Raw genomic sequence first — 24,668 nt, forward strand, 5'->3', positions numbered from 1 at the left:
GCTTTGTTAGCACGTTAGCGCCACCTAAAAGTACAGAGAAGATATCCCCTTTGCCTGCCTGAGTGATGACGTTAAAACCGCCCGCACCGGACCAGTTCCCATTACCATCACCTATTTGGGTATGAGTATTATATCCCCCCAACATCAGTACCCGGCTGTCACCGTTGCCTTTGTGGATCGAGATATTGCCATAGGACAGAAGGTGAGCCAGATATCGTCCATCCCCGACCCGCACCAGAACATTGACCGCACCACCCGCGTAAACATCCATTTTCCCGCTCTGGCCTTGGTGAACCAGGACATTGGCTAAACCTGCACCATGAAATGTCAGATCGCCCTTTTCACCACTTTTTACAATGACGTTGGCTGCACCCGCACCACCAAAAGTTGTATCACCGAATTTTGAGCCATGCAAAATGACATTTGCCACCCCTGCGCCTTTAAAATTAACATTTCCCCGCGTGACATTAGATTTAATAACGTTTCCACCACCCGCACCGATAAAATTAACGTAACCACCGCTTATGGACGACTTTACAAGGTCTTGCTGACTATATTCTTCGCTATGTACTAATCGATGGGAAGTTCGGTGCACCGTATGAACGTCATATTGAAGCTGGCTTAACGTGTAACCGGGGCCAATAGAGGTATATCCGTTAGCATAGGAAAGCGCTTCATTAGCCAAGTTACCCGTATGATCACCAGCTTTGTACCATGCTATTGCTTTGTATTTCAGTTGCCCTGTATTAGGATCGTTTTTCAACTGAACTTCAACGATTTTGGTATATGGCCCCATGACCTTGGCATACACATAAGTATTGGGCTGCCGGTTCGATTTGACTGCGGAAACATCGACTTTGCGACCATCAGAGAAGATCGCATATCCCCCCATTTTGGCATCACCTAGCGAGATATCCTCTGCTTTAATCACCATGCCACCCGCATAGGTTACCCACCGATCTATCAATAGGTTTTCCTCGGTAGCATGAATCGCGACAGGTTGCTGATGCTCAAAAACCAAACTGGAGAGACGGTAAGCGCCATCAACGTTTACAGCGATAAATCCATTGCCTGACGAAATTTCTTTCGCAGCAAGATTTCCAAGATGATTGCCTGCTTTATACCAAGAAGTGGCATGATAACCGAGTCTACCCGTGGTGGGATTATTTTGAAGCTGGACTTTGCTGATTTTAGTGTACATTTTGTCAGCAAATGCAAAAAGATAGGTATCCGGTTCGACAGTTGATTTAATACCTGTGACTTGTTGAGACTCCTGGATCCAGCTTCCCCCCATCGTTGCCGTCGTCAATACGATCTCTTCAGTTTTAGCAAATTCCAGTGTCTCACCATAGAAATTGCTATTCATGTTTATTCTGGTGATTTCATTGTAAGCACCAGCACCGGAGAAATTTATATTGCCATGCGCGACATCAGAATAGAGTTTGTTATAACCACCCGCACCTTCAAAAGTAATATCACCACGGGTCCGTTCATACCCATCTTTATTTTGGCGTACACGCTCAATTCGATTCGATGCCCCCGCGCCACGTAAGATAATATTACCTTCTTTACCTTTACGTACGATGTGATTATCAGCACCTGCCCCATTGAATGTAACGTTACCGCTCTCTACTCGTGAACTGATACTATTTGCAGCGCCAGCGCCATTAAAAATCACATTTCCCCGTGATCCTTGATAACGGTCAAACCAGGTGCGATCAATGTGATTAACAGCCCCAGCGCCGGCAAAATATAAATCTCCTCGGTTAGTTTCATGCCATAACTTATTGTATCCTCCGGCTCCTTTAAAATTTGTATCGCCAGACAAACCTTTACGAACCAGTTTGTTATAGCCGGCAGCACCCGAATAATTTAAATTTCCCGTATCACCTGTATGATTAATAAAAGCCGCACCGGCTGCCCCCGCAAACGACAGACCGCCATTTCCCGTTTTACTAATGCCGGTGTAACCTGAAGCTCCCTTTACTGAAAGGTCACCATCTGTATGGTATACATCGACTTTAAATGAACCAACAGTAACATCATCATTTCCGCCATAAGCATAAACTTCGCCACCAACACCAATAGCAGTAATACTATTACCATCATTATCGTCGTAGTATTTTCCCGTAAAGAAGTACTCAGTACTTCTATTTGATGATTTCCCCATTAGAAAGCCTTTAAATAATAATATAGAAATTAAACAAAGAACCATTGCACCTGACGAATACAGCGGTTGTTTTGGACATCAAGTTTCCCGCGGACAGTACAAGCTTTCTGGCCTTTCCACGACAAAAAGACACGGCGGCGTAAATCCCTGGCAACTTCACGCCCGTGACCAAAAGGAGCAATCATTTCGGGAAAAAAGATATGTGGACCTGAGCGCCAGTCCGTGTGGGTAAGTTCTCTTTCTCCCGAAAGAATCTCATCTCGATTCTGCTCAGATAAAAAAGCCCAATTACAAAAGGCAATTGGGCGCCCGTGTTCATCTTCGTAATAGCAAAACTGATTCAGCTCAAATGCAGGCAAGATACGCTGTTGCCACTCGGACACCAGGTATCTCCGATGCAGGAGAGAATGCTGACTTAGCAACATTACTCCTCCAATCATTGCTTGAATTTCTGCGTTATTCAGTTTCACTGGTTGATGTATAATCGCCATGCGCTAATCAACCATGAGATCTTATTTTGTATTTTTAGATGGGCGTTTTTTAGCATTAGCAGATTCTTCTGCTATAGATTCTGACGCAATTTGTTCTTCGGCTACTTGTGGAGTAGGTAAAAACCCGGCTGCAACCAATTTGTCAAATTCAGCCGCCATTCGTGGATCTTCCAACATATTTTTAACCATCGAAACCATATACATAAATCCCGATGCTGGCATATGGATAACTTGTTTTAATTCAAGTTCATTATCATTTTCTGCCATTATCCCATTCGCCATACGATTGGGTTCTTGACCAACAAAATAAAGAGAGAAAACACCTTTGTTATAATTAACGCTAGAGATAGTTTGTACGAATTTTTCAGACATATTTTTATTCACCAAAAATAAACAATTTGTTAATGAGGATATACAATGTTTACAACAAAGAAAACATTCAATTCAAGAATATCCTGAATTTGTATATCTATAAATACATTGAGAGTAAACGAATCAATAAAATAATATAGAGCAAAAACTCAAAATCAATATTTATATACAAAAAGTCCTTTTACCCCCCATATATAGTCCCATTTACCCACACTGGTATTGGCAATAAATATAAGATAATAGGCAATTACTTAAATGCCACACAAAATTAATATAACAATTTATTTTAATTAGTATTTTTTGTGAATTTTAAAGACATTTTTCATGAATAAAATTGAGAAATTGACCATAGCATCATTAAGATTAATATTGATGATATGTAATGGAAAAGAACATATTATTGATATTGATAACTTAAAAAAATCTGATTGTTACCATTCCTATATCAAGGATATAGAGAAAAAATTTAACTTATCTCTTTCAAATAAGAATTCCGTAAGCAAAAATCACCATAACATACCTTTACCCGCAATTTTGTTTGATAATAATGGCCTGCCTTTTGTTTTAGCCAAATCGAATAAAGAGAGTTCATTAATACAGAGAGTTGATAAAGACACTCCTGAAATATGGTCGGAAGAAAGGCTAATAAAAGAGTGGAATGGAAAATGGATTAAAATCAAACAGAAACAGGCCAAATTTAACATCAGTTGGTTTATTCCAGAATTCCTGACACAAAAGAAAAATCTGGGTGAAATATTGCTATTTTCCTTTGTGTTACAGATTCTTGCGTTAATTTCACCTTTAGTTATTCAGGTGGTTATGGATAAGGTCTTAATCCATCAAGCGTTATCGACACTCGATGTATTAGTCTTTGGCTTAATTATTGCCGGCATCATTGAGGTGATTTTACGTGGATTACGCGAATACCAATACTCTCACACTGCCAACCGCATTGATATCAAACTGGGATTAAAACTGGTCCAGCATCTGTTCGGGCTGCCTTTACTCTTTTTTAAATCTCGTCAGGTAGGGGCAATTGTCACACGGGTGCGTGAACTGAATACCATCAGAGAATTTCTGACGGGTTCAATGTTCACCTTATCTGTCGATCTGCTGTTTATGTTTATTTTCATCTATGTGATGGCTCTGTTATCCAGCACCCTGACCTGGGTTTTTCTCGCTACCTTCCCTTTTTATGCCATTTTGGCATGGTGGCTAACTCCTCGCATGGAAAAAGCGGTTGAACAACAGTTCACCCATGCAGCAATAAACACCTCTTTTCTGACTGAAACGGTTTCCGGTTCTGAAACCCTAAAAAGTCTGGCGGTAGAGCCAAGATTCGTTCGCCGTTGGGATAGCCAGACTGAGAAAATGGTAAATACCAGTTATGCAGTACAGCAATTGAGTAACCGTTCAAACCATATTGTGATGCTACTGCAAAAAGTCACCAATGCGGCGATTCTCTGGTTAGGTGCGTCAGAGGTTTTATCACTACAAATGACCATTGGTCAGTTGATCGCCTTCAATATGATGGTAAATCATACTTCCCAACCATTAGCCAGACTGGTGGAACTATGGGGACAATTTATCAGAACGCGGGTAGCCGTCGATAAATTAGGCGATATGTTAAATCTGCCAACCGAACAACAATCCGGCCAACAACAAATCACGCTGCAAGGGGCGGTCTCATTTAACCATATTGTCTTTCGCTATCAACCCGATATTCCACCGACGATTAAGGGATTGACTCTCCATATAAGAGCGGGAGAAACCATTGGTATTGTGGGTACTTCTGGTTCCGGAAAAAGTACATTGGCCCGTTTATTACTCCGCCTTTATACCCCAGAAACAGGCTCAGTTACCTTAGATGGGATTCCATTACAAAATATAAATATTGAAACGCTCAGACAGCAAGTCGGTGTGGTTCTGCAAGAAAATTTCTTATTTAACAAAACAGTATATGAAAATATTGCCCAATCAAAACCCGAGGTCAACCTGGAAGCAGTGATTAAAGCGGCCAAACTGGCGGGTGCCCATGAATTTATTCTCAAGCTGCCGATGGGATATGACACAACTATTGCAGAAGGCGGGCAATCTTTATCCGGTGGTCAACGCCAGCGGCTTGCCATTGCCCGGACAATCATGGCTAACCCCAAAATTCTCATTCTTGATGAAGCAACCAGTGCCCTTGATGATGAATCACAATCACTCATTCAATCCAATATGGCGGAAATCGCCCAAGGTAGAACGGTTATCACCATCGCACACCGCCTTTCAACTGTACGTCATTGTGATCGCATCATTGTTCTTAAGCAGGGAGAAATTATCGAACAAGGCTCTCACGCTCAGTTGCTTAACCACGGCAAGCAATACCGAAAGCTCTGGCAGTTACAACAGGAATTAAAACAGGAGGTGCCTTGTCATGATTAAGGCTTTTAAGGATAAAATTAAAACCCGGTTACGCTCTTGCCGACAGCACTATTGTCCGCAACACTATGATTTTTTACCAACACATTTGGCGTTATCGCAGCGCCCACCTTCACCATTTGCTCGTTACACCGCAATCACGCTCAGTGTCGGCGTCATCATAGCCTTGCTCTGGGCCTATCTGGGCAAGTTGGATGTTCAGGCTACGGCTACCGGCCGTCTGATCGTCTCAGGCCGCTCTCAGATAATTCAGGCTTATGAACAGAGTCGGGTGACCGCTATCCATGTCCAGAACGGACAACAGGTAACGAAAGACGCCCCACTTCTGACATTGGACACACTCGGCGTTAATCAAGATATTGCTCGATTACTCAAGCAGATCGAATATCAAGCCCATGAAAAAATTCGTTATCAGGCTTTAACTGAGGAACAGACGCCAGAAGAACAAGCGCTATTTCAAACGTTGCCGGTATCTCAACAAGCACAAGTTGTTGAAAACTATTCCCGTGAGAAAAGAGAGTATGAAGCGAGCGTAACAAATCTGAAAGCAGAGATGAACGTCAATCTCTCTTCTCAACAATCACGGAAAAGCGATATCAATGCGCTCTCTAAGCTCCGGCAAAATATTAGCCAGCGTTTAAAAGCGCGCCAGACTTTAAGTCAAAAACAAGTGATCAGTAAAGTTGAATATCTTGAACAGGAAAAAGAGTTTCTGGAAACAGAACGTCTGATTACTCAACAAAATGCGGAACTCAATGTGCTGCAATCGCAATATATCAGCCTTGAAGAGCGCTTAAACAGCCTGAAAACACAAAAAGAGCGCGAATGGTTTGATAAAAGAAAACAAGCCGAAGTTCAATTAGTGGTTTTAGAGCAAGAGTTGGCAAAAGCTCAAGTACGAGAACAACTTGAAATCATTCGCTCTCCCGTTACAGGAACCGTTCAACAACTCAGTGTGCATACATTAGGTGCAGTTCTGCAACCAGCACAAAATTTAATGGTGATCGTCCCTGATGACAATGTGCAACTGGCAGAAGTGCAAATTTTAAATAAAGACGCCGGATTTGTGCATCCAGGGCAACAAGTCACCGTTAAAGTAGACGCTTTCCCCTATACGCGTTATGGCACGATTGACGGCGAACTGCTGAATATATCCAGAGACTCAACCACCGATGAGCAGTTAGGATTAGTCTTCCCCGCTCAGGTAAGCCTTAAGAGCAATAATATCGTCATAGACAATACACGGGTTGACATTACTCCAGGTATGTCAATCGTCGCTGAAATTAAAACTGATCAACGCCGCGTTATCGATTATCTCCTGAGCCCTATCAGAGAGTATCAATCTGAAGCATTGAGGGAGAAATAATCGTGAACGTTTTACCTTCTTCTACTACCGATTCCGGTAACAACACGCATAATCAGGCACTAGACTGTATTGTCTATGTAGGGAAAAAATTTCATAAGTCAGCCACTCTCGATCAACTTCAACACAAACTGGGGTTTGATTCTTTATATCTGAATGAGTTACAACTACGCGAAGCCGCCGATGCTATTGGGCTACACAGTAAAATTGAGCAATTAACTGTCAATACAGGGCCAACGTTACCCTTACCAGCATTGATTGAACTGGAACAGCAATGGTGGGTACTGATTGAGGTCAGTAACAGCCATATTATTGTTCTCGATCCTGCTACTGAACAAACGAGGTCACTCTCTTTATTTGCTGATAATAAAGAAAATACCCATAAGATCCTGTTAATCGCCGATCAGGAATTAACTAAAAAACATGTCAAATTCGGCCTGAGCTGGTTTTATCCCTCCATTTTCCGGCAGAAAAGTCAGATAAGAGATCTATTTTTATTTGCTATTGTTCTGCAACTATTTGCGCTGGTCAGCCCAATACTGTTTGAAAATATCATCGATAAGGTATTGGTAGGACGAAGTTTATCCAGTCTACATGTATTAGGTATGGCTATGCTCGCTATCGCCCTTGCCGAACCCTTGTATAGCTTTATGCGCAACACGGTGTTTGGACACATGGCAAGCCAGATAAACTCTGAACTTTCCGGCCGACTGTATCGTCATCTGACAAGCTTGCCACTGCAATATTTTAAGCAACGGCAAACCGGGCAGATTATTGCCAGAGTCAGAGAAATGTCTCAAATCCGCCAGTTTTTGACGGGTTCTACCCTGATGCTGCTGTTAGATCTGATTTTCGTCATCATGTTCATTGGCGTCATGTTTTACTATGCCAAGATATTGACCTGGATCGTTATTGGCTCGCTCTTTGTTTACTTCGTATTCTGGATCATTGCCGGGCCAATTATTCGTCGCAAAGTAGAAGCAGAATATGAAACCGATGCGAATGCAACGAGCTTTCTGACCGAAGCCGTAACAGGCATTGAAACCATCAAAACCACCGCTACTGAAAATCGTTTTTTACATCAGTGGCAACGCATTCTCAGCCAGCAATTGACTAAAAGCTTTGCGGCACAGAAAAACGGTTTAATTGCCGGGCAAGGCATCGATTTTGTCCAAAAATTTACTGCCGCAATCCTCTTATGGTGGGGAGTGACAGAAGTTTTACGTGGTGAACTGACTCCGGGGCAACTTATCGCTTTTAATATGCTAGCCGGACATGTCACCCAACCTATCCTCCGGCTAGCACAGGTTTGGCAGGATTTTCAGCATACGTTAATCGCTCTGAAACGTGTGGGGGATATTCTTGATGAACCAATGGAGAACAGTAAACAGGGATTGGCTTCTGTACCTGAACTGGAAGGCCAGATTGAATTCAGAAATATTCGTTTCCGCTATCATGACGACACACCAGAGGTTCTGGCAAATTTATCGTTATCAATAAAATCGGGTCAATTTATTGGTATAACAGGGCCATCAGGTTCAGGTAAAAGTACTCTCACCCGTTTACTACAAAGGCTATATGTACCTCAACATGGGCAAGTTCTGATTGATGGCATGGATCTAGCCATTGCCGATTCCGTCTCCTTACGCCGCAATATGAGTGTTGTGCTCCAGGAAAGTATCCTGTTTTCCGGCAGCATCACCGATAACATTCGGCTGTGTAAACCCAATGCGACAGATGAAGAGGTCTATCGCGCTGCTGAGTTATCCGGCGCCATTGAATTTATTCAATCCTTCCCTCACGGTTTTGCACATCCGGTTGGGGAAAAAGGGGCAAATCTCTCAGGCGGTCAAAGACAGAGAATCGCATTAGCAAGAGCGCTCTTAGTCAACCCAACTATTCTAATCCTCGATGAAGGCACCTCAGCATTAGATTATGAATCTGAAGCCGCAATCATGGCAAATATGGATGAAATATGCCGTAACAGAACGGTTATTAGCATTGCTCACCGGCTCAACACGATTCGCCATGCCGACAAAATTTGTGTGTTAGATCAAGGGCAAATCGTCGAATTTGACTCACATGATCAACTACTTCAACAAGGCGGACTATACGCCCATTTATGGCATCAACAAATTGGTGAAAGCTGAATTGACATCCAGCTTAATTTCTTAACAACAAGAGGAAGCATAAATTTTGATTCAAACTGTGTCTATTTTTATTTATTTGATTAATAAATTAACAAAATGTAAATAAATTATTTAAATTGTAACGTTAAGTTATTAATATGTTAGATAAATCAAATATCTTTATACATCTTAATTTTTAAGTTGGAGAACTCTTATGGATAGGAATCCAGTTTCGTTAAGCGCGTTGGCATTTTCAGGAGGATCTCTAACTTCTATTACCGGCCCGATAGAAATTTTAACCACCGCCGCTCACTTAGCCGGAGCACCGGAACCAGAAATCAATATCATTACCCAGGATAATCAAGATGTTATCGGGCTAGGTGGTGTTCGGCTAAAACCCAATAAACTCATAGGAGAAATTAAACAAACAGATATTGTCTTGGTCGGGGCAATCGGGATCCCCTACAACGACCTTGATTCTTGCACTCAAGAAACCTTAGATTGGCTTCAAATGATGGAAAAAAAAAATATCCTTATCGTCTCCATCTGCTCTGGCTCCTTTATCCTGGCTAAAGCTAACTTACTCAATAACCGTAAAGCCACCACACACTGGCTGTTTACCAACTTATTTAAGGATATGTTTCCACAAGTACAGTTACACTCAGAAATAAAAGTCACCCGCGATAACAATATTTTTTGTACTTCTGGTACCTATGAATACAACGATGTGATGATGCATATTATTGAACAGATATATGGTCAAAATACCAGGGAAACCTGTAGTCAGCTCATATTTGGTGATATGGAGGGCCTCCCTTCGCATACTCTCGCAAGTTTTGTCCCCTATCGCCAACATTCAGATACATTAATCCACAAACTACAAGACTGGATGCATTCTGCCCCATCAGACAGATTATCGGTTGGCAATTTAGCCGATAAAATTCATCTGTGTGAAAGACAGATGAAGCGGCGCTTTAAGACTGCGACTGGCCAGACACCTATTCAATATATCCAACAGATTCGATTATCTCTGGCGAAATGCCGGTTAGAAAAATCGAATAAAACCATAGAAGAAATCAGCCATGAAGTTGGCTATGAAGATACTCGCTATTTCAGAGAATTATTCAAGAAACTTAATGGGTTAACACCAATAGAGTACCGCAGAAAATACCAGCACCGCTAAAACGGAAACTCAATCACAATCCTTTACAGATAAGCAATGATGCCGCTTTTATCTTTGTCAGGCAGTAGCGATACACTAGAAGCTGGGGTATCATGGCGTGCTATATTTTATGGTATATGCCCTTTACTAATTGAATTTATGGCAAAAGAACAAATGGATCGCACCACTCTGGATTTGTTCGCAAATGAACGCAGACCGGGGCGCCCAAAAACCAACCCACTTTCCAGGGATGAACAACTCAGAGTCAACAAGCGTAACCAACTTCGCCGTGATAAGGTGCGCGGTCTGCGTCGTGTAGAACTGAAAATAAATGCTGATGCAGTAGATGCACTTAACTTTCTTGCACAGCAACGCAACATCAGCCGTAGTGAACTCATCGAGCAAATTTTGCTGGCCCAGTTAGCAGAAAGTAACACCACGACTTGATAGCATTGAAGGCACGAAATCACACAAACTTGACAGAATTGTCCTGACTGTTTAGTCAAAATAGGATTTTGTTTTTTTATTAATACAATCAGAACCTTTTCTACTGATTTTTAACATTTTATACGTATATCTCATACAGAAATACACAAATAAAACAAGAGGTTATATTATCCTATGGCAATTATAGGTATATTTTTTGGCAGCGATACCGGCAACACAGAAAATATTGCCAAAAAGATCCAAAAAATTCTGGGTTCCGACATTGCAGAAGTTCATGATATTGCCAAGAGCAGCAAAGAAGATATCGAACAATTCGATATTCTGCTGCTCGGCATCCCTACCTGGTACTACGGTGAAGCACAGTGCGACTGGGATGATTTCTTCCCTACTCTGGAAGAGATCAATTTTGAAGGGAAGTTGGTCGCCCTTTTTGGTTGTGGTGATCAGGAAGATTACGCGGAATATTTCTGTGATGCTATGGGAACTATCCGTGACATTATTGAACCCCGCGGCGCCATTATTGTTGGTCATTGGCCAACCGAGGGCTATCACTTCGAAGAGTCAAAAGGTCTGGCTGATGATAGCCATTTTATCGGGCTTGCTATTGATGAAGACCGCCAACCAGAATTAACAGAAGAACGTGTTAATGCCTGGACTAAACAGATCTACGAAGAGCTGAGTTTGTCAGAAATTCTTGCAGGATAGTGGCTTATCCCAGTAAGCGTAATGGGTGCAGGCCATTTCTTATCAATAGTGAACCCACGGTAGGTGAGAAGTGACTCGCTTCCCTCGCCCTGTGGGATCGCGTTCAAAGGCTATTACTTTTGTCAAAACACTGCTTAAATCCGCTTTTTATTACGAAGAATGGCAAAAAATAGCCTAAACATGATAAATAGTAAGGTTATTACTGCGTTTTATAAATGATTATTCTGGCAAAATGTGTAATGAAAGTTAAGGTTAACGTGGTTTTCATTTTCACTAGCCATGCCTATAATCATAATCTGATAACTAACTGGTACTTTTTGAAGTATCGCTAAGTTCACTTTACTGAGTAACAGGACTGAATCCGCATGACCGACAACAATAAAGCATTAAAAGATGCTGGACTTAAAGTTACACTTCCTCGTCTGAAAATATTGGAAGTGTTACAGGAACCTGAATATCACCATGTCAGCGCGGAAGATCTCTACAAAAAACTGATTGATAACGGTGAAGAGATTGGACTTGCTACTGTCTACCGCGTGTTGAATCAGTTTGATGATGCCGGTATTGTCACCCGTCATAACTTTGAGGGTGGTAAATCGGTTTTTGAACTCACTCAACAACACCATCACGACCATTTAATCTGCCTGGACTGCGGTAAAGTCATTGAATTCAGTGACAAACAGATTGAAAAACGCCAGAAGAACATTGCTGAGCGTTATGGGATTAAGCTTTCAAACCACAGTCTTTATTTATATGGTCACTGCTCCGCCGGTAATTGCCGCGAAGACAGTAGTGCACATGACGAGAAGTAATTCACGCTTGGACTACTAATTTTTTATCCACCTAGAGAGGGGAACCCATCAGGGTTCCCCAAAAAGGGGCTATATTTCAGATTGATTCAGGTCTGTCAAAAATGAGCTATAAGCCAAGCTCTGAGTGAGAACCAAGACGGACAAGGCACAATGTGTCCACATCGGGTTTCTGATAAATCAGTATCAAATCAGGCTTGATATGACAATCTCGAAAATCCTTCCAATCACCAGAAAGAGCATGATCGCAATATTTCGGCTCTAGCAAGCCAATAATTCAACCACCAGCATCAGTACGTCATCAAGAACTTCACGATGCCGACCTTTCTTTTCTCTCTTGTAATCTCGCTTGAATTGGTTTGCGTAGTCAATCGTCCGCATTAAGATCAGCCATTAAATCTTTTGCAGTGGAGAATGATTTACCGCAACCTTTGCGAGCTTCTTTCATTGCAGCTATTGTTGTCTCATTTGGTATCAACGGTTCAAAAGGTAACACTTTTTCTCTTGCTACCCGCGTTAACATCATGCGAACGGCATCTGATACAGTCAGACCCATAGCAGCTAGAACGGCAGCCGCTTCTGCCTTAATCTCTCCATCAATACGGGTTTGTACTAATTGGTTTGTAGCCATATAAGAGATCTCTCGTTGAATTACATTGTAATGCAACTGTAATTCAATGAATGTCTATAATCAACTTCAATAGTGATGCCGCGTGCGATAAATTCCCCCCATTCGCTCAATAAATGAAGGGGTAATTGAGTTTTATCTATTGAAAATTTTTACATAACTAACATCATAGATATGACTGTAGTTTATCCAATTTACCCATTTTTCCTCTGAATCTGTAGTACGAGCCTGCCGGACAACTCGATATCGAGACGCAATTGGCTATCAATCACCTCAACGTAATGTTTGAAATGGCGAATTTTTTCAGAAAGTAAGGTTTATTTTTTCAGTTTCAGTGAGGAACCCATCAGGGTTCCCCTCTTTCTACAACACTATCAAGCCTTTACATTATCAATTCGACTGTAACGTTTACCATCCGGGCTGACAGAACGGATCAACACATCACCTTTCACTCTTGGACGTTTATGGTTGTTATAAACTTCCCAGTTACGACCGCCATCAGTCGAATACTGGATTACCAACCCTGGCAAAGCAACATTAGCCCGCAAAATACCACGTTTTACCTTAGCCCCCGGAACCGGCAGACGGTAAGCAATGCCTGCTTTATCCAGTTTACTAAGTTCACGTTGACCTATCAGGTTAGCGAACCGGGTCCAGTCACGATTCAGCGCATCGATATCGACTTTATACGTTTCTCCTCGCTTATATACCTGACCGGGAACATAATCCAACTCCCAACCGGCCCGGTGCCATGCCCGCTCTGCCAGCGGTAACAAGCGAGGATAAATCATATACTCCATCTGTTCATCAGTACGAACCGTTTCACTCCATCCTTGACCTGACAGCCCATAAGCACCCGGCCACGGTTTATCACTTTTCGCGCGGAATGCATTACCATCACGGTCAACGGATGTTTCAGCATTTTGTGGTATGTTATTGGGCGCAAAACTAAAGATCTTGGCTTCGTCATTAAAACGAGCCGCCCAATAATAGCCACGTTCCTGCGGATGAACTTCATATGGCATATCCAGATAAATATAATCCGGATTGGATATAACCACTTCATAGCCCTTGTTCGCCCAATCATTGACTGAATCAAAGCCACCATCATAGAGAGCATCCCAAAAATTCACCCCAACGCGTTTGGTGGCAAAATCTTTAGCACTGTCAGCATGTTTCAGTCCATCCTGCCACGCCTGCATCTTCTCAATACCATTAGTATTCACAATTTTACTCACTTCAATTGCAAAGTAGCTGGCAAGATGATCAATGTCTTTCACAACACCCTGTTCTATCAACTTCTGACAAATCTGAGACTTAGCCCACGGTTTATCTTCCGCACTTTTATCAATAATGCCCTTACCCGGTACGATAGGACCCTTTTTATCCTGAAATCCGTCTCCCAAACGGATATTCTTCGCTTCATCTCCCCCGAAATGCCAAGTCTCCAATGGTGAGCCCGCTGCTTTATGCATAGCGGCAATTTCACCAATAACTTTCTCAACAAACCGTTTTGAAGAATCCATACACGGGTTCAAATAACTGCGACGATCATAGAGCTGAACAGATGTTGCTCTGGTAGTATCCGTTGGGTCCAGCAAACGATATTCATTCGCCCCTTTCACATTCCCCTGAGCGATTAATTTCTTATAGCGGGCTTCCATAGAAACAACAGCGGCACGAGCATGGGCTGGCATATCAATTTCAGGAATAACGTCGATATAACGGGCTTTGGCATATTTCAGAATATCAATGTAATCTTGACGGCTGAAATATCCGCTCCCCATATTGTTGTTATCGGGGCCTGAACCCAGTTGTGGTAACAAACATTGAGTTTCACTTAAATCATGACACCGCTGGCTGCCAACTTCCGTCAACTCAGGTAATCCAGGAATTTCCAAACGCCAACCTTCATCATCAGACAGATGAATATGGAATTTATTCAGCTTGTAATTTGCCATTTGGTCAAGCAAACGCAAGACCGACTGTTTACTGTGGAAATTGCGCCCTACATCAAGGAGAGCCCCTCGATATTCAAAGCGGGGCGCATCTTTTGCCGTCAAAGTAGCAATCTTCCTATCGCCATCAACAGGAATTAATGACAACAGAGATTGAAGGCCGTAAAACACGCCAGATTGGTCAAAAGCAACAATCTGTGCCCCATTTTGGGTAACATTCAGACGGTAAGACCCTTTAACTTTCCAATCACCAATAAAATCTGAAGAGACTATTTGGGTCGCAACGGGATAGCCACTATTCTCTAATTTAATGCCTTGATCAGTAAAACGCTTTCTGACAAGAATAACTGCCTCGTCATTTAAACCGCCCAATTCCAGTCTCACCCCGCCAGATAAATCAGCATCCTCAGTAAAAATCTGAACCTCTTTTGGTGTCGGGATAATTTGCCCACGCAACTTTTCTGATCCAACCTTTTTGACCTGCAAATTCTTCATATAACGATTTTCAGGCGTCATCAAAATATTGTTATCTGTCTGTGTACGTTTCCACTGATCACCGGTGAAAGCAGATAAGAATTGACTTAGATCTTCTGTATCCGTACTAACAAGCACTTTAGGCGTCGCATCACCCGACGTTGCATACCAGCGAGGTAGAAAATCAGTGCTGTAAATCTGCCAGTATTCTCCAATAAACGGCAGTTTTACTTGCTCATTAGCTTTAATACCGGTGAATTTTTCGGTTGGCTCCAATCTATGTAAATCGCCCGTAATACGCGTGATTTTGAACTGTTCATTATCCATGCTCAGGACCTGACGAATACTGTGGAAATAAATCGCCCAGTCAGCAGAGTCAATCGCCTGATTACCATTGGTTAAAGTAATATCCACTCGATTACATTTAGCCCAGTCCGCCCCCAGTACCGCACAGTTAACGCCGTGATCTCCCGCCTGATTATCAACAATCTTATAATTAACTTTTAATTGACTCAGTGCATCAACCACTTGCTGCGCTGTTTGGGAGGCATATGCAGAGCCCATAAGTCCAACAGTTGCAGTCAATGCTGCTAATGTATGCAATTTAAATTTCTTCATTAATTACCTCTTTCAAACACAAAAGTTATGTAAGGTAAGCCGCTGCCCAGAAATAATTACGCCTATTGGAATAGGCACTAAGAGCAGCAACAACGAGCCATGAGAAGACAATAAACGGCATGATGACGTTGAATTTAATCGCTTTCTCGTTTTGGAAAAAAATGCCAATCTTTGAAACCATAAAATTATTACCAAAAATGTAAATCGATTTATGAAATAAAAAAATTACATTAAAAAATAAAATTAAAACCATCTAATCAACATCTATAAAGACTATTTTTCACATCATGAATTATCAATGGTAAAAAAGGGATTTTTTGTAAAACATGACAGAGAACACATTACAAAAAAACGCGACATCAATTATATACCTCATTGATATCAGAATAAAAAGCAATACAAAAAAGAAAGATTAACAATATAAAAAACGCACTAAAAAATAGATTGATTAATAAAAATACTTTCCAACCAAAATAGATATAAAATTATTTACCAATGATAATATTATAAAAAATAAACTACCAATCGTGATTTGTTTTCCCATTATAGAGAACAGTTAAATAACACAAGTTTAACGGAATAGACCACCGGGATACTGCTAATAATCTTCTATACCCGTTATCTTTCAAGCTGCCTCTTTGTTGGCTGCACTCTCTCACCCCGGTCACATAGTTCTCTATGCTCCCGGGGATTCGCTCCCTTGCCGTCGCGATGCAACTCGAAATCCATAGGGTATATCCCGGTGAAATCATTATTTGCTCTTAAATACAATCTATAAAACCTACACTTACTTAAATTCAAAGCTCTTCACGAACAGCAAGACCTAAGTTTTGCAACATTGGCGCATTCTCACATGCAATATAGAATACGTCATCAATAGCACTACTATTGACATGTTGATGCCATGCCCATACAGGAACATATATCGCATCACCGGCTTTCCATGAAATATGTTGTTCACCAATGAGTGAATACCCCTCCCCATTAACGATATATATTATGGTTTCATAACTATGTCTATGTTTACGGGTCGATTGTCCAGGTTGTAACCCTCCCAAAGTCATACTGAGAACTTTACTGGGTAAATTAACCATAGCCACTTTATGGCGCCTTTCATTCGAGAAATTCAAATCTTGACTCACTTCAGAATTCAATACATTTTCATGAATCAATTGAGTAGGCTTATCTTCAATTAATTCTCTAGGAACTTTGTCAAAGTCTCCAGATGAGAAAAACGTTTTTTTCACTATAATTACCTCTAATATTGTAGTTTATCGTAAAATTTGTATTTTTTAACTATTTTTAAATAACACTCAAAATATTTTATCTTCGTCATTATTTCTGCCTACCTTCTCTAATTATCCTATCAATACCATGTCATATGTCCGTGATTTCTGACAAACGCACAAGAAGTGCCATCAAAATTACCAATAAATTTTTTTATAATATTAGCTTCATCATTCTGCGTAATAACAGTAGTGGTTGAACTATATTATCGTTCTATACACCCAACCACCCTTTCCACAAGTGCGCCTTTCTTAATGCGCTAACACCAAACTCCAATAATATTTCGATTGTTCGCTGACTTTTTTATATACACACCAGATGTATTAGTTAACCATCATATGGTGATCCCTATTTCATTAGCGTTAATATCTTCATCCCAGAAAATCATCCCTTACTTACCTACCGACAATTTTATCCAATATTGAACCTATATTGTCAGGAACCCTATCACCTCTCCAGGCAATATATTGGTCAGGACGCACTAAAAGGAGCCTGGCTTGATATAATTGCCAAGCATCATGACCGGGAAGATCAATAATCTTGACCGGAATTTTACGTTGATATGCCTGAGCTAATAATTCAGATATATCTGGAAAATGAGATCCTACCCGAAGCAAACTAAACCCGGTGCCTAAAATATCGAACAGAGATACCCTAGTACCAGGAATAGGTGTGAGCCATAAGTGTGGCAATCTCCCTCCGGGTACACTACTTGGTTTATAATTAAGCCAATCATCATCCGGTACTGGATCGCTATTAATAATATGAGGAGAACTATCATATCGGGCACCAAGTTCCACACCGATAGAAGTAAATTGACAGCGAAAATGGCTCAGCTCAATACCAATCTTTTCACGCGCCAAATCACCCACAGAATCTGCATCTTCCAAATTTGCAGGCACATATAGTGATGCGGTCTGCCGGGTATAAGAACGTGCAGCGGCAGTATTTCTCCATGCAATTGGACGACGCTCGCTTTCATAAGAATCCATTAACGCATTACCTGCCCAACCATTTATAGACGCAACAATTTTCCAGGCTAAATTGCTGGCATCATCGATCCCCGTATGCATGCCAAAACCACCGGTGGGAGCAAATAGGTGAATAGAATCTCCTGCTAAATATACCCTACCCTCAGAATATTTATCAGCAACGAGAGCAACACCGCCTTTCCATATCGTATTGCCAAGGACTAATACCTCAACATCTGAACCTATTCCTGCCTGCGCTATGCGAACGACTTCCAAATCATCAATAACTTTCCCATCTTTACTCTGGGTCACAAATAAAAAATCATCTTCACCGTCCAAGCAGATAAATAACATCTTCTCCCTAGGTGAGACAATATTGTACATCCAGGATTTTTTGTCTCGTAATAATCCCTGGTGAATTCCAGGAACCCGGATATAACTGGAAACCATTCCACCAGTCAGAAAACCTGCCTTAGCTTCAACAGTTCCTTCATAAGCGATACCAAGCTTAGATCGAACAAAGCTCTGTCCACCATCACACCCAACCATATATGCAGCTTGCCAGACTTCATCGGCATACTTCCCCTCGATATGCTCCGCATAAAGTTTTACTTCATCTTTATACTGGACAAAATCTTTAACGCGCCAGCCATATCTTATTGTGATATTTGGACGACTCTTTGCATATCGTAGCAGAAACCTTTCAACATACATTTGATTTGCACGTATTATTGGTTCTGGAACGGGATCTGTCGAAGCCGCATTTTCGCGCATAGACATTTTCTCCATTTCCGACGGAAACGTAATCCGTGCAAGCTCCCATCCATTAAACTTGGTAAAATATGATACGTCCAAAGGGAACTCTTTTGGTACGCCTAATGACCGAATAGGTTGAGATATACCTACACGACGAAAATGTTCCATAATACGAGCACTATGAGTACTGCCTTTAGGCTGCCATCGGGTCTCTTCCTCCAAATTAAAGATAACGGAACGAACACCATATAAATCCAGGAATAAAGCCAACATTAGACCAACGGGTCCGCCACCAACGATGGCAACTGGTGATACAGAAATATTTTCCGAAGTCAAAATATACTCTCCTTAATAATGATTAATAGCAATAAGTATTTCAGACCAAATATATCAATTAAAAAATTTATCTATATTTGAACTATCTCCTTTCCCTCGCTCCTCATATAAAACAAAATAGTTATAACCATGCTCTATGCATCATTCACTAAACACCATTTCATTTCCCTGACGGTTAAGCTCCACAACTCTTTTTCCTGAGTAATTGTGATACTTTCTCACTTCTTTAAGGAAGTGCTTATGCATTATATATTTTAGATCGTCAAACACATGATAAGTTTCCCTTTTAAAAGAGTCACTTTCAAGAATAAATATAAAGTTAGAGTTCAAAAAAATAACATCAAAATTTTCACTATTTTTTAATATTTCAAATAAATCGCCATATCCAACAGAAACGAATTCATTTTCCTTATATCACAATATAATAAACAAGGTATTCTTTATCGTTTCCTTAATATAATAAACAATAATCTGATAATATCCCTCTCATGCTGTCATACAATAATAACTCTTACGCCGTAGCTTGATTCCAAAAAAGAGGTATCCTAAATTCTTAGTAAAAATACCGGTGGACTGCTGAAAGTGAGTTGGTGGGAACACATCTTTGTGAATGTTAAAGAACCACTCCATATGTTCAAACTCAGAGACATCAGGAGATTTAGCAAGAATCAATCTTTTTACAGCTTCAATAACCGTATTTTCATAAAAACCTCCATTCACAATATTTTACCTTCGCCATAATCAACTCTAATTACTGGATGTATGATTAACAATTTTTAAAATCCCATCTGAAAGTTCTTTATTTCTTTCATATTTATCGAAAATTTCAGAGGAAATATCCCTTAACTTTGGTTACAGAACTTTACCTATTGCCATCGAGGAAATTTGACCGAAGCTATTCACAACAACGACATATTCTCTAATATAGTATTTCTTATCGGCCTTTTCCAATATTAGTTGAATAATTTGTTGCCCAATAATATTTACATCTGAATTTAATTATCTATTCAATAGAATCAATAATTACTAATTTCATTTTTTACTTTTGACATTATACGAGTTCAATCCAATAACTATTACATTATATATGATTACGATCGTTTGTATTGCTTATTTTGCCAAAAATATATCCACCAACCCTTTATGCTGATATTTCATCACTAGAAACTATATCAAGTACTTTTGCTGTACACGCCATTATGTACGCAGAGTATCTCAATCACACGCGGATAAAAGCGTCGTTACATCTGTATTTATCCTGATACTGCTTTGATATAGTTCATTAAGCATCTCAATGCGAAAACGCACCATTTCTTCACCAACCGCAATAACATCCCTATTTCGGTAAGGTTGCTCCTCAATCATTCGATCAATAATTTTTCTCATCGCAATTGCATGATCTTCATCCTCTTCAACATGGATTCTAAAGAAATGTAATGCATCATCAGGCGCCTTTATTAATTGCAAGGCATCTAAAATTGGGCCATAAACCAAAGGTACGATCGCCTCAGCACCTAAACACAGTGCCGCAAGCCCTCTTAGAGAATCATCACTGCGGCAGTGGCGAAACATAGCATCAATCAGTTGTTGAGTACTGTTAAGAATCGGGTCACTTTTAGGAACAGCGTTAATAGCCGCCATCGCTTTTTTATATAACTCTGCATGAGATATCTTTGCTGCATCGGTTCCTGTTAGCTCTTCCAATAGATTATGAGAAAGCAGCATAAAATCTTTTTGATCTGCTAAACCTCCCATCAATAAACACAGATAACGAGTGAAATATTGTGAATAGTAATGGTGCTGGATCATAAATTTTCTTAATAAATTCTGGTCCGCCTGTCCAGAGCGGCAAGCGACCAAAAATACATTAGAATTGAGCTCCTCCAATAACACTTTAGAGAAAACGTCTTCCCATAGTGGAGATAAAAAGTAACCGGTTTCTTTTTTAAGCTCGTTTTGAGTGTTGATAGTGAGTCCCATAATAAACCCTTTTAGTAACATTCAACCGATGAAATAGATGATATACAAGCTCTGAATCTGTGTGGCTTTCCGCTATATAGCAGATAAAGCAAGATAAATTTTATTTCATACTACAGATTCGCTAATAGTGGATAAATAGACCTACAATCACTTCTGAAGTGACTTTCTTGTCACCAATAGCAACCCAAAAAAGCCCAGGAGGCCCAAGTGAATAATTTGAGTGGATTCATCATTTTCATTCATGTCGCCGAAGCTCGTAGCTTTGCAACCGCAGCCAGGCAACTCGGACTCTCTCCTTCGTCTGTTAGCAAAAGCATATCCCGATTAGAAAAGAAATTAGGTGTACGTCTGCTCCAACGCAGCACCCGTAGTGTCAGTTTGACGGCGGAAGGCACACTGTTTCTCGAGCGCTGTAAACGCATCCTGGACGAGATTTCCACTGCGGAAAATGAACTATTAAGCTCTATCTCTGCCCCTCAAGGCCGCCTGCGAGTGAGTTTGCCATTGCTCAGTAACCTGATGTTACCCGTATTATCTGCTTTTGCGACTTGTTACCCACAGATAGAGCTGGAACTGGATTTTAGTGATCGATTAGTCGATGTTATCGATGAAGGATTCGACGCCGTGGTTCGCACTGGAGAACTCAATGATTCACGACTGATGAATAAACGTATAGGGTCTAGCCGTTTCGTCTATGTTGGTGCTCCAAGCTACTTTGCACAACGTGGTAGGCCATCACACCCCGGAGAGTTATTACACCACGCCTGCTTGATGCATCGTTTTCCCACTACCGGCCTTTTAGAGAAATGGCCGCTGTGCTCAGGAAGATCCGAAATAGACATACATCTTCAGGCCAAGATAACCAGCAATCATGTCGAAACACTGCTACACATGGCGATTCAAGGCCACGGCATAGCCTGTTTGCCTGATTTTACCGTTAAACAAGCATTAGCTAGCGGTACATTGTTAACAATCTTGGATAAATGGGCGGGTACTTCAAGCACCTTCCGTGTTCTCTGGCCATCTAACCGTTGGGTATTACCTAAAGTCAGAGCTTTTGTCGATTTCATGGCAGATAATTTATTCCCAAAAGAGAAATCAAAGATTTATCCATAAAAAACTGCACCTCAATGCTGGATTAAGTGTCCAGCTTGTGAGGTACAGTTCATCATCTCAATTAATCCTGAGAAATTTTTGCCCAGGTATCACGCAGGCCAACGGTACGGTTAAATACCAAATTTTCTGCACTGGAATGACAACTATCAGCACAGAAATAACCTTCACGCTCAAACTGATAAGTTTGTTCTGACTTAGCATCAGCTAAACCTGGCTCAACAAAACCCTGACGAATCACCAGTGACTCTGGGTTAATTGTCGCCAGAAAATCATCCTCCGCACCTGGATTCGGTACGCTGAACAAACGATCATACAGACGGAATTCAGCAGAAACCGCATGAACCGCACTGACCCAATGAATAACACCTTTCACTTTCCGGCCATCCGCTGGATCTTTATTCAACGTTTGATCATCGTAGCTGCAATAAATTGCCGTGATATTATCGTCAGCATCTTTCTCAACACGCTCCGCTTTAATGATATAAGCGTTACGCAAACGAACTTCTTTACCCAATACCAGACGCTTATATTGACGGTTCGCTTCTTCACGGAAATCTGCTCGGTCAATATAAATTTCACGGCTAAATGGCACTTCACGGCTGCCCATCTCTGGTTTGTTCGGATGATTAGGCATACTCAAAATCTGCTCCCCTTCTGGCATGTTTTCGATCACTAATCTGACTGGATCAAGAACAGCCATTGCGCGAGGGGAATTTTCGTTCAAATCATCACGGATACAAGATTCCAATGCTGCCATTTCCACATTATTATCCTGCTTGGTGACACCAATACGACGACAGAATTCACGAATAGACGCGGCAGTATAACCACGACGACGCAAGCCTGAGATCGTTGGCATACGTGGGTCATCCCAACCTTCAACAATCTTATCCGCCACCAGCAGATTCAGCTTACGCTTAGACATAACCGTGTATTCAAGATTCAAGCGCGAGAATTCATATTGGCGCGGATGACAATCAATGGTGATATTTCCCAGCACCCAGTCGTACAGGCGGCGGTTATCCTGGAACTCCAGTGTACACAGCGAATGTGTAATACCTTCAAGCGCATCAGAAATACAGTGAGTAAAATCGTACATTGGGTAGATGCACCATTTATTACCGCACTGATGATGTTCTGCAAATTTAATCCGGTACAAAACCGGATCACGCATCACAATAAAAGGTGATGCCATATCAATTTTGGCGCGCAGACAAGCTTTACCTTCGTTAAACTCACCGGCACGCATTTTTTCGAACAGCACCAAGTTTTCTTCAATACTACGGTCACGGTATGGGCTGTTTTTACCCGGCTCTTTCAACGTGCCACGATATTCACGGATCTCTTCCGGACTCAATTCATCAACATAAGCCAGACCTTTGTTGATCAATTCAACAGCATACTGATACAGCGTATCGAAATAATTAGAAGAATAGCGAATATCGCCACTCCACTCAAAACCTAACCACTGAACGTCATTTTTAATAGAATCGACGTATTCAACATCTTCCTTAACTGGGTTGGTATCATCAAAACGCAAATTACACTGGCCCTGATAATCCTTCGCAACACCAAAGTTCAGGCAGATCGATTTCGCATGACCAATATGCAGATAACCATTTGGTTCAGGTGGGAAGCGGGTATGTACCGATGTATGTTTACCAGTTGCCAAATCTTCGTCAATTATCTGACGGATAAAGTTTGTTGGGCGGGCGTCTGCCTCACTCATTGTTTTATACCTCAATAATGCCAAAAACGCGTCACATAACCGCCTATAATCCAACAAGCAGTGCCGAGAAACAACCGTTTGTTCATGTAAAATGGCGATTTAGTACAAAGTTGGCGCGAAAAAACGATGACGAGTTTAAAAGGGGCTGTTTTAATAATTTTTTACTAGAAAATAAGACTGGTACCTAGCAGCCCAAACTAATGGGTCCATATTTAAATAATGCCATATATAACAATATGTTATGAACAAATTACTCTTCTGTCAAAAAATAATCAATAGTGGCGCATGTCGACAATACAGCAAACTTTATTATGAAATAATCAATGAGGCTGTCTCCAATCAATATTTCATTCAACCATAACGAATATTACTGAATAACAACCATCCAATTTTAAAGAATAAATAATTGACACTATACCTATTACCAATAACTATTTGATAAAATGAAAATAAGTCTATAATTTAAATTTCTAAATTATCTATTGATTGATACTTTTACTCTGCAAATATAAACAAATAATTATATATATCAAATCTATTATTAAAACACGATTAATGATGCTCTAATTACACCGCTATTCTAATGGGTATTTATTTAAAAATAAATTTACAATCAGACTAATAAAATAAACCAAAGCATAACAAATAGTTACGTTACATACACGCATTTTAATGTTTAAACCACCGTAAATAAACAATAAAATACTTTGCAATTTATTATTAAGGTAATAATATTATTA

General features: G+C 40.7%; 20 protein-coding genes. 8 read left to right on the plus strand and 12 right to left on the minus strand.

What is annotated here, in order from left to right; translation table 11 throughout:
* From rtxA to rtxH, 3 genes are all read right to left on the minus strand, one after another.
* Positions 1 to 2,170 (minus strand): MARTX multifunctional-autoprocessing repeats-in-toxin holotoxin RtxA (rtxA, locus tag KZ793_RS01245; RefSeq protein ID WP_317987434.1); only part of this gene is annotated, 2,170 nt, incomplete at its 3' end.
* 29 nt (positions 2,171 to 2,199) lie between these two features.
* Positions 2,200 to 2,661, minus strand: coding sequence for an RTX toxin-activating lysine-acyltransferase RtxC (gene rtxC, locus KZ793_RS01250; RefSeq protein ID WP_225812825.1), 462 nt, complete (start codon positions 2,659 to 2,661; stop codon positions 2,200 to 2,202).
* Between the two features lie 21 nt (positions 2,662 to 2,682).
* A complete protein-coding gene (gene rtxH, locus KZ793_RS01255) occupies positions 2,683 to 3,033 on the minus strand; it encodes a protein RtxH (RefSeq protein ID WP_225812827.1) in 351 nt (116 codons plus the stop codon).
* A 324-nt stretch (positions 3,034 to 3,357) separates the two neighbouring features.
* Between rtxH and KZ793_RS01260 the strand changes: the two genes are divergently transcribed.
* The 7 genes from KZ793_RS01260 to fur all read left to right on the plus strand — a co-directional run bounded on the left by KZ793_RS01260 (position 3,358) and on the right by fur (position 12,078).
* Complete coding sequence (locus KZ793_RS01260; protein ID WP_225812829.1) at positions 3,358 to 5,463, plus strand: peptidase domain-containing ABC transporter; 2,106 nt, start codon at positions 3,358 to 3,360, stop codon at positions 5,461 to 5,463.
* The gene (locus KZ793_RS01265; protein ID WP_225812831.1) at positions 5,456 to 6,826 is read left to right on the plus strand and encodes an HlyD family type I secretion periplasmic adaptor subunit; all 1,371 of its coding nucleotides are present in this window, start codon (positions 5,456 to 5,458) and stop codon (positions 6,824 to 6,826) included. Before KZ793_RS01260 ends, KZ793_RS01265 begins: the two co-directional genes overlap by 8 nt.
* 2 nt (positions 6,827 to 6,828) lie before the next feature.
* Positions 6,829 to 8,973, plus strand: coding sequence for a type I secretion system permease/ATPase (locus tag KZ793_RS01270; RefSeq protein WP_225812833.1), 2,145 nt, complete (start codon positions 6,829 to 6,831; stop codon positions 8,971 to 8,973).
* Positions 8,974 to 9,166: 193 nt separating this feature from the next.
* Positions 9,167 to 10,135, plus strand: a complete 969-nt coding sequence (locus KZ793_RS01275; RefSeq protein WP_118988052.1) for a GlxA family transcriptional regulator — start codon at positions 9,167 to 9,169, stop codon at positions 10,133 to 10,135.
* Positions 10,136 to 10,273: 138 nt separating this feature from the next.
* A complete protein-coding gene (gene ybfE / locus KZ793_RS01280) occupies positions 10,274 to 10,561 on the plus strand; it encodes a LexA regulated protein (RefSeq protein WP_011145652.1) in 288 nt (95 codons plus the stop codon).
* A 174-nt stretch (positions 10,562 to 10,735) separates the two neighbouring features.
* Complete coding sequence (gene fldA / locus KZ793_RS01285; RefSeq protein ID WP_225812838.1) at positions 10,736 to 11,266, plus strand: flavodoxin FldA; 531 nt, start codon at positions 10,736 to 10,738, stop codon at positions 11,264 to 11,266.
* A 365-nt stretch (positions 11,267 to 11,631) separates the two neighbouring features.
* Positions 11,632 to 12,078, plus strand: coding sequence for a ferric iron uptake transcriptional regulator (gene fur, locus KZ793_RS01290; protein ID WP_225812839.1), 447 nt, complete (start codon positions 11,632 to 11,634; stop codon positions 12,076 to 12,078).
* A 106-nt stretch (positions 12,079 to 12,184) separates the two neighbouring features.
* Here fur and KZ793_RS23045 read toward each other — a convergent pair whose 3' ends face one another.
* From KZ793_RS23045 to KZ793_RS01330, 8 genes are all read right to left on the minus strand, one after another.
* Positions 12,185 to 12,343 (minus strand): type II toxin-antitoxin system YafQ family toxin, encoded by a 159-nt coding sequence (locus KZ793_RS23045; protein ID WP_225812840.1) that lies wholly within the window; start codon positions 12,341 to 12,343, stop codon positions 12,185 to 12,187.
* Positions 12,337 to 12,456: a type II toxin-antitoxin system YafQ family toxin gene (locus tag KZ793_RS23050; protein WP_225812841.1), complete on the minus strand. Its 120-nt coding sequence runs from the start codon at positions 12,454 to 12,456 to the stop codon at positions 12,337 to 12,339. Before KZ793_RS23050 ends, KZ793_RS23045 begins: the two co-directional genes overlap by 7 nt.
* Complete coding sequence (locus tag KZ793_RS01305; RefSeq protein ID WP_118988048.1) at positions 12,443 to 12,706, minus strand: type II toxin-antitoxin system RelB/DinJ family antitoxin; 264 nt, start codon at positions 12,704 to 12,706, stop codon at positions 12,443 to 12,445. Before KZ793_RS01305 ends, KZ793_RS23050 begins: the two co-directional genes overlap by 14 nt.
* 371 nt (positions 12,707 to 13,077) lie before the next feature.
* A complete protein-coding gene (locus tag KZ793_RS01310; RefSeq protein ID WP_225812843.1) occupies positions 13,078 to 15,753 on the minus strand; it encodes a beta-N-acetylhexosaminidase in 2,676 nt (891 codons plus the stop codon).
* Between the two features lie 797 nt (positions 15,754 to 16,550).
* Entirely contained in the window at positions 16,551 to 17,000 is a 450-nt protein-coding gene (locus tag KZ793_RS01315; protein ID WP_225812844.1) for a cupin domain-containing protein, read from the minus strand.
* A 435-nt stretch (positions 17,001 to 17,435) separates the two neighbouring features.
* Positions 17,436 to 19,103 (minus strand): FAD-dependent oxidoreductase, encoded by a 1,668-nt coding sequence (locus KZ793_RS01320; protein WP_225812845.1) that lies wholly within the window; start codon positions 19,101 to 19,103, stop codon positions 17,436 to 17,438.
* Between the two features lie 486 nt (positions 19,104 to 19,589).
* Complete coding sequence (locus tag KZ793_RS01325) at positions 19,590 to 19,823, minus strand: hypothetical protein (protein WP_225812846.1); 234 nt, start codon at positions 19,821 to 19,823, stop codon at positions 19,590 to 19,592.
* Between the two features lie 495 nt (positions 19,824 to 20,318).
* Complete coding sequence (locus KZ793_RS01330; RefSeq protein ID WP_225812847.1) at positions 20,319 to 21,083, minus strand: TenA family transcriptional regulator; 765 nt, start codon at positions 21,081 to 21,083, stop codon at positions 20,319 to 20,321.
* Positions 21,084 to 21,290: 207 nt separating this feature from the next.
* Between KZ793_RS01330 and KZ793_RS01335 the strand changes: the two genes are divergently transcribed.
* Positions 21,291 to 22,199: a LysR family transcriptional regulator gene (locus KZ793_RS01335; RefSeq protein WP_225812848.1), complete on the plus strand. Its 909-nt coding sequence runs from the start codon at positions 21,291 to 21,293 to the stop codon at positions 22,197 to 22,199.
* 61 nt (positions 22,200 to 22,260) lie between these two features.
* Here KZ793_RS01335 and glnS read toward each other — a convergent pair whose 3' ends face one another.
* Positions 22,261 to 23,928 carry a glutamine--tRNA ligase gene (glnS, locus tag KZ793_RS01340; protein WP_225812849.1) on the minus strand — a complete coding sequence of 556 codons (1,668 nt, stop codon included), beginning with the start codon at positions 23,926 to 23,928 and terminating at the stop codon, positions 22,261 to 22,263.
* Between the last annotated feature and the right edge of the window lie 740 nt (positions 23,929 to 24,668).

Source organism: Photorhabdus antumapuensis (genome assembly GCF_020387775.1).
GTDB classification, from domain to species: Bacteria; Pseudomonadota; Gammaproteobacteria; order Enterobacterales; family Enterobacteriaceae; genus Photorhabdus; species Photorhabdus antumapuensis.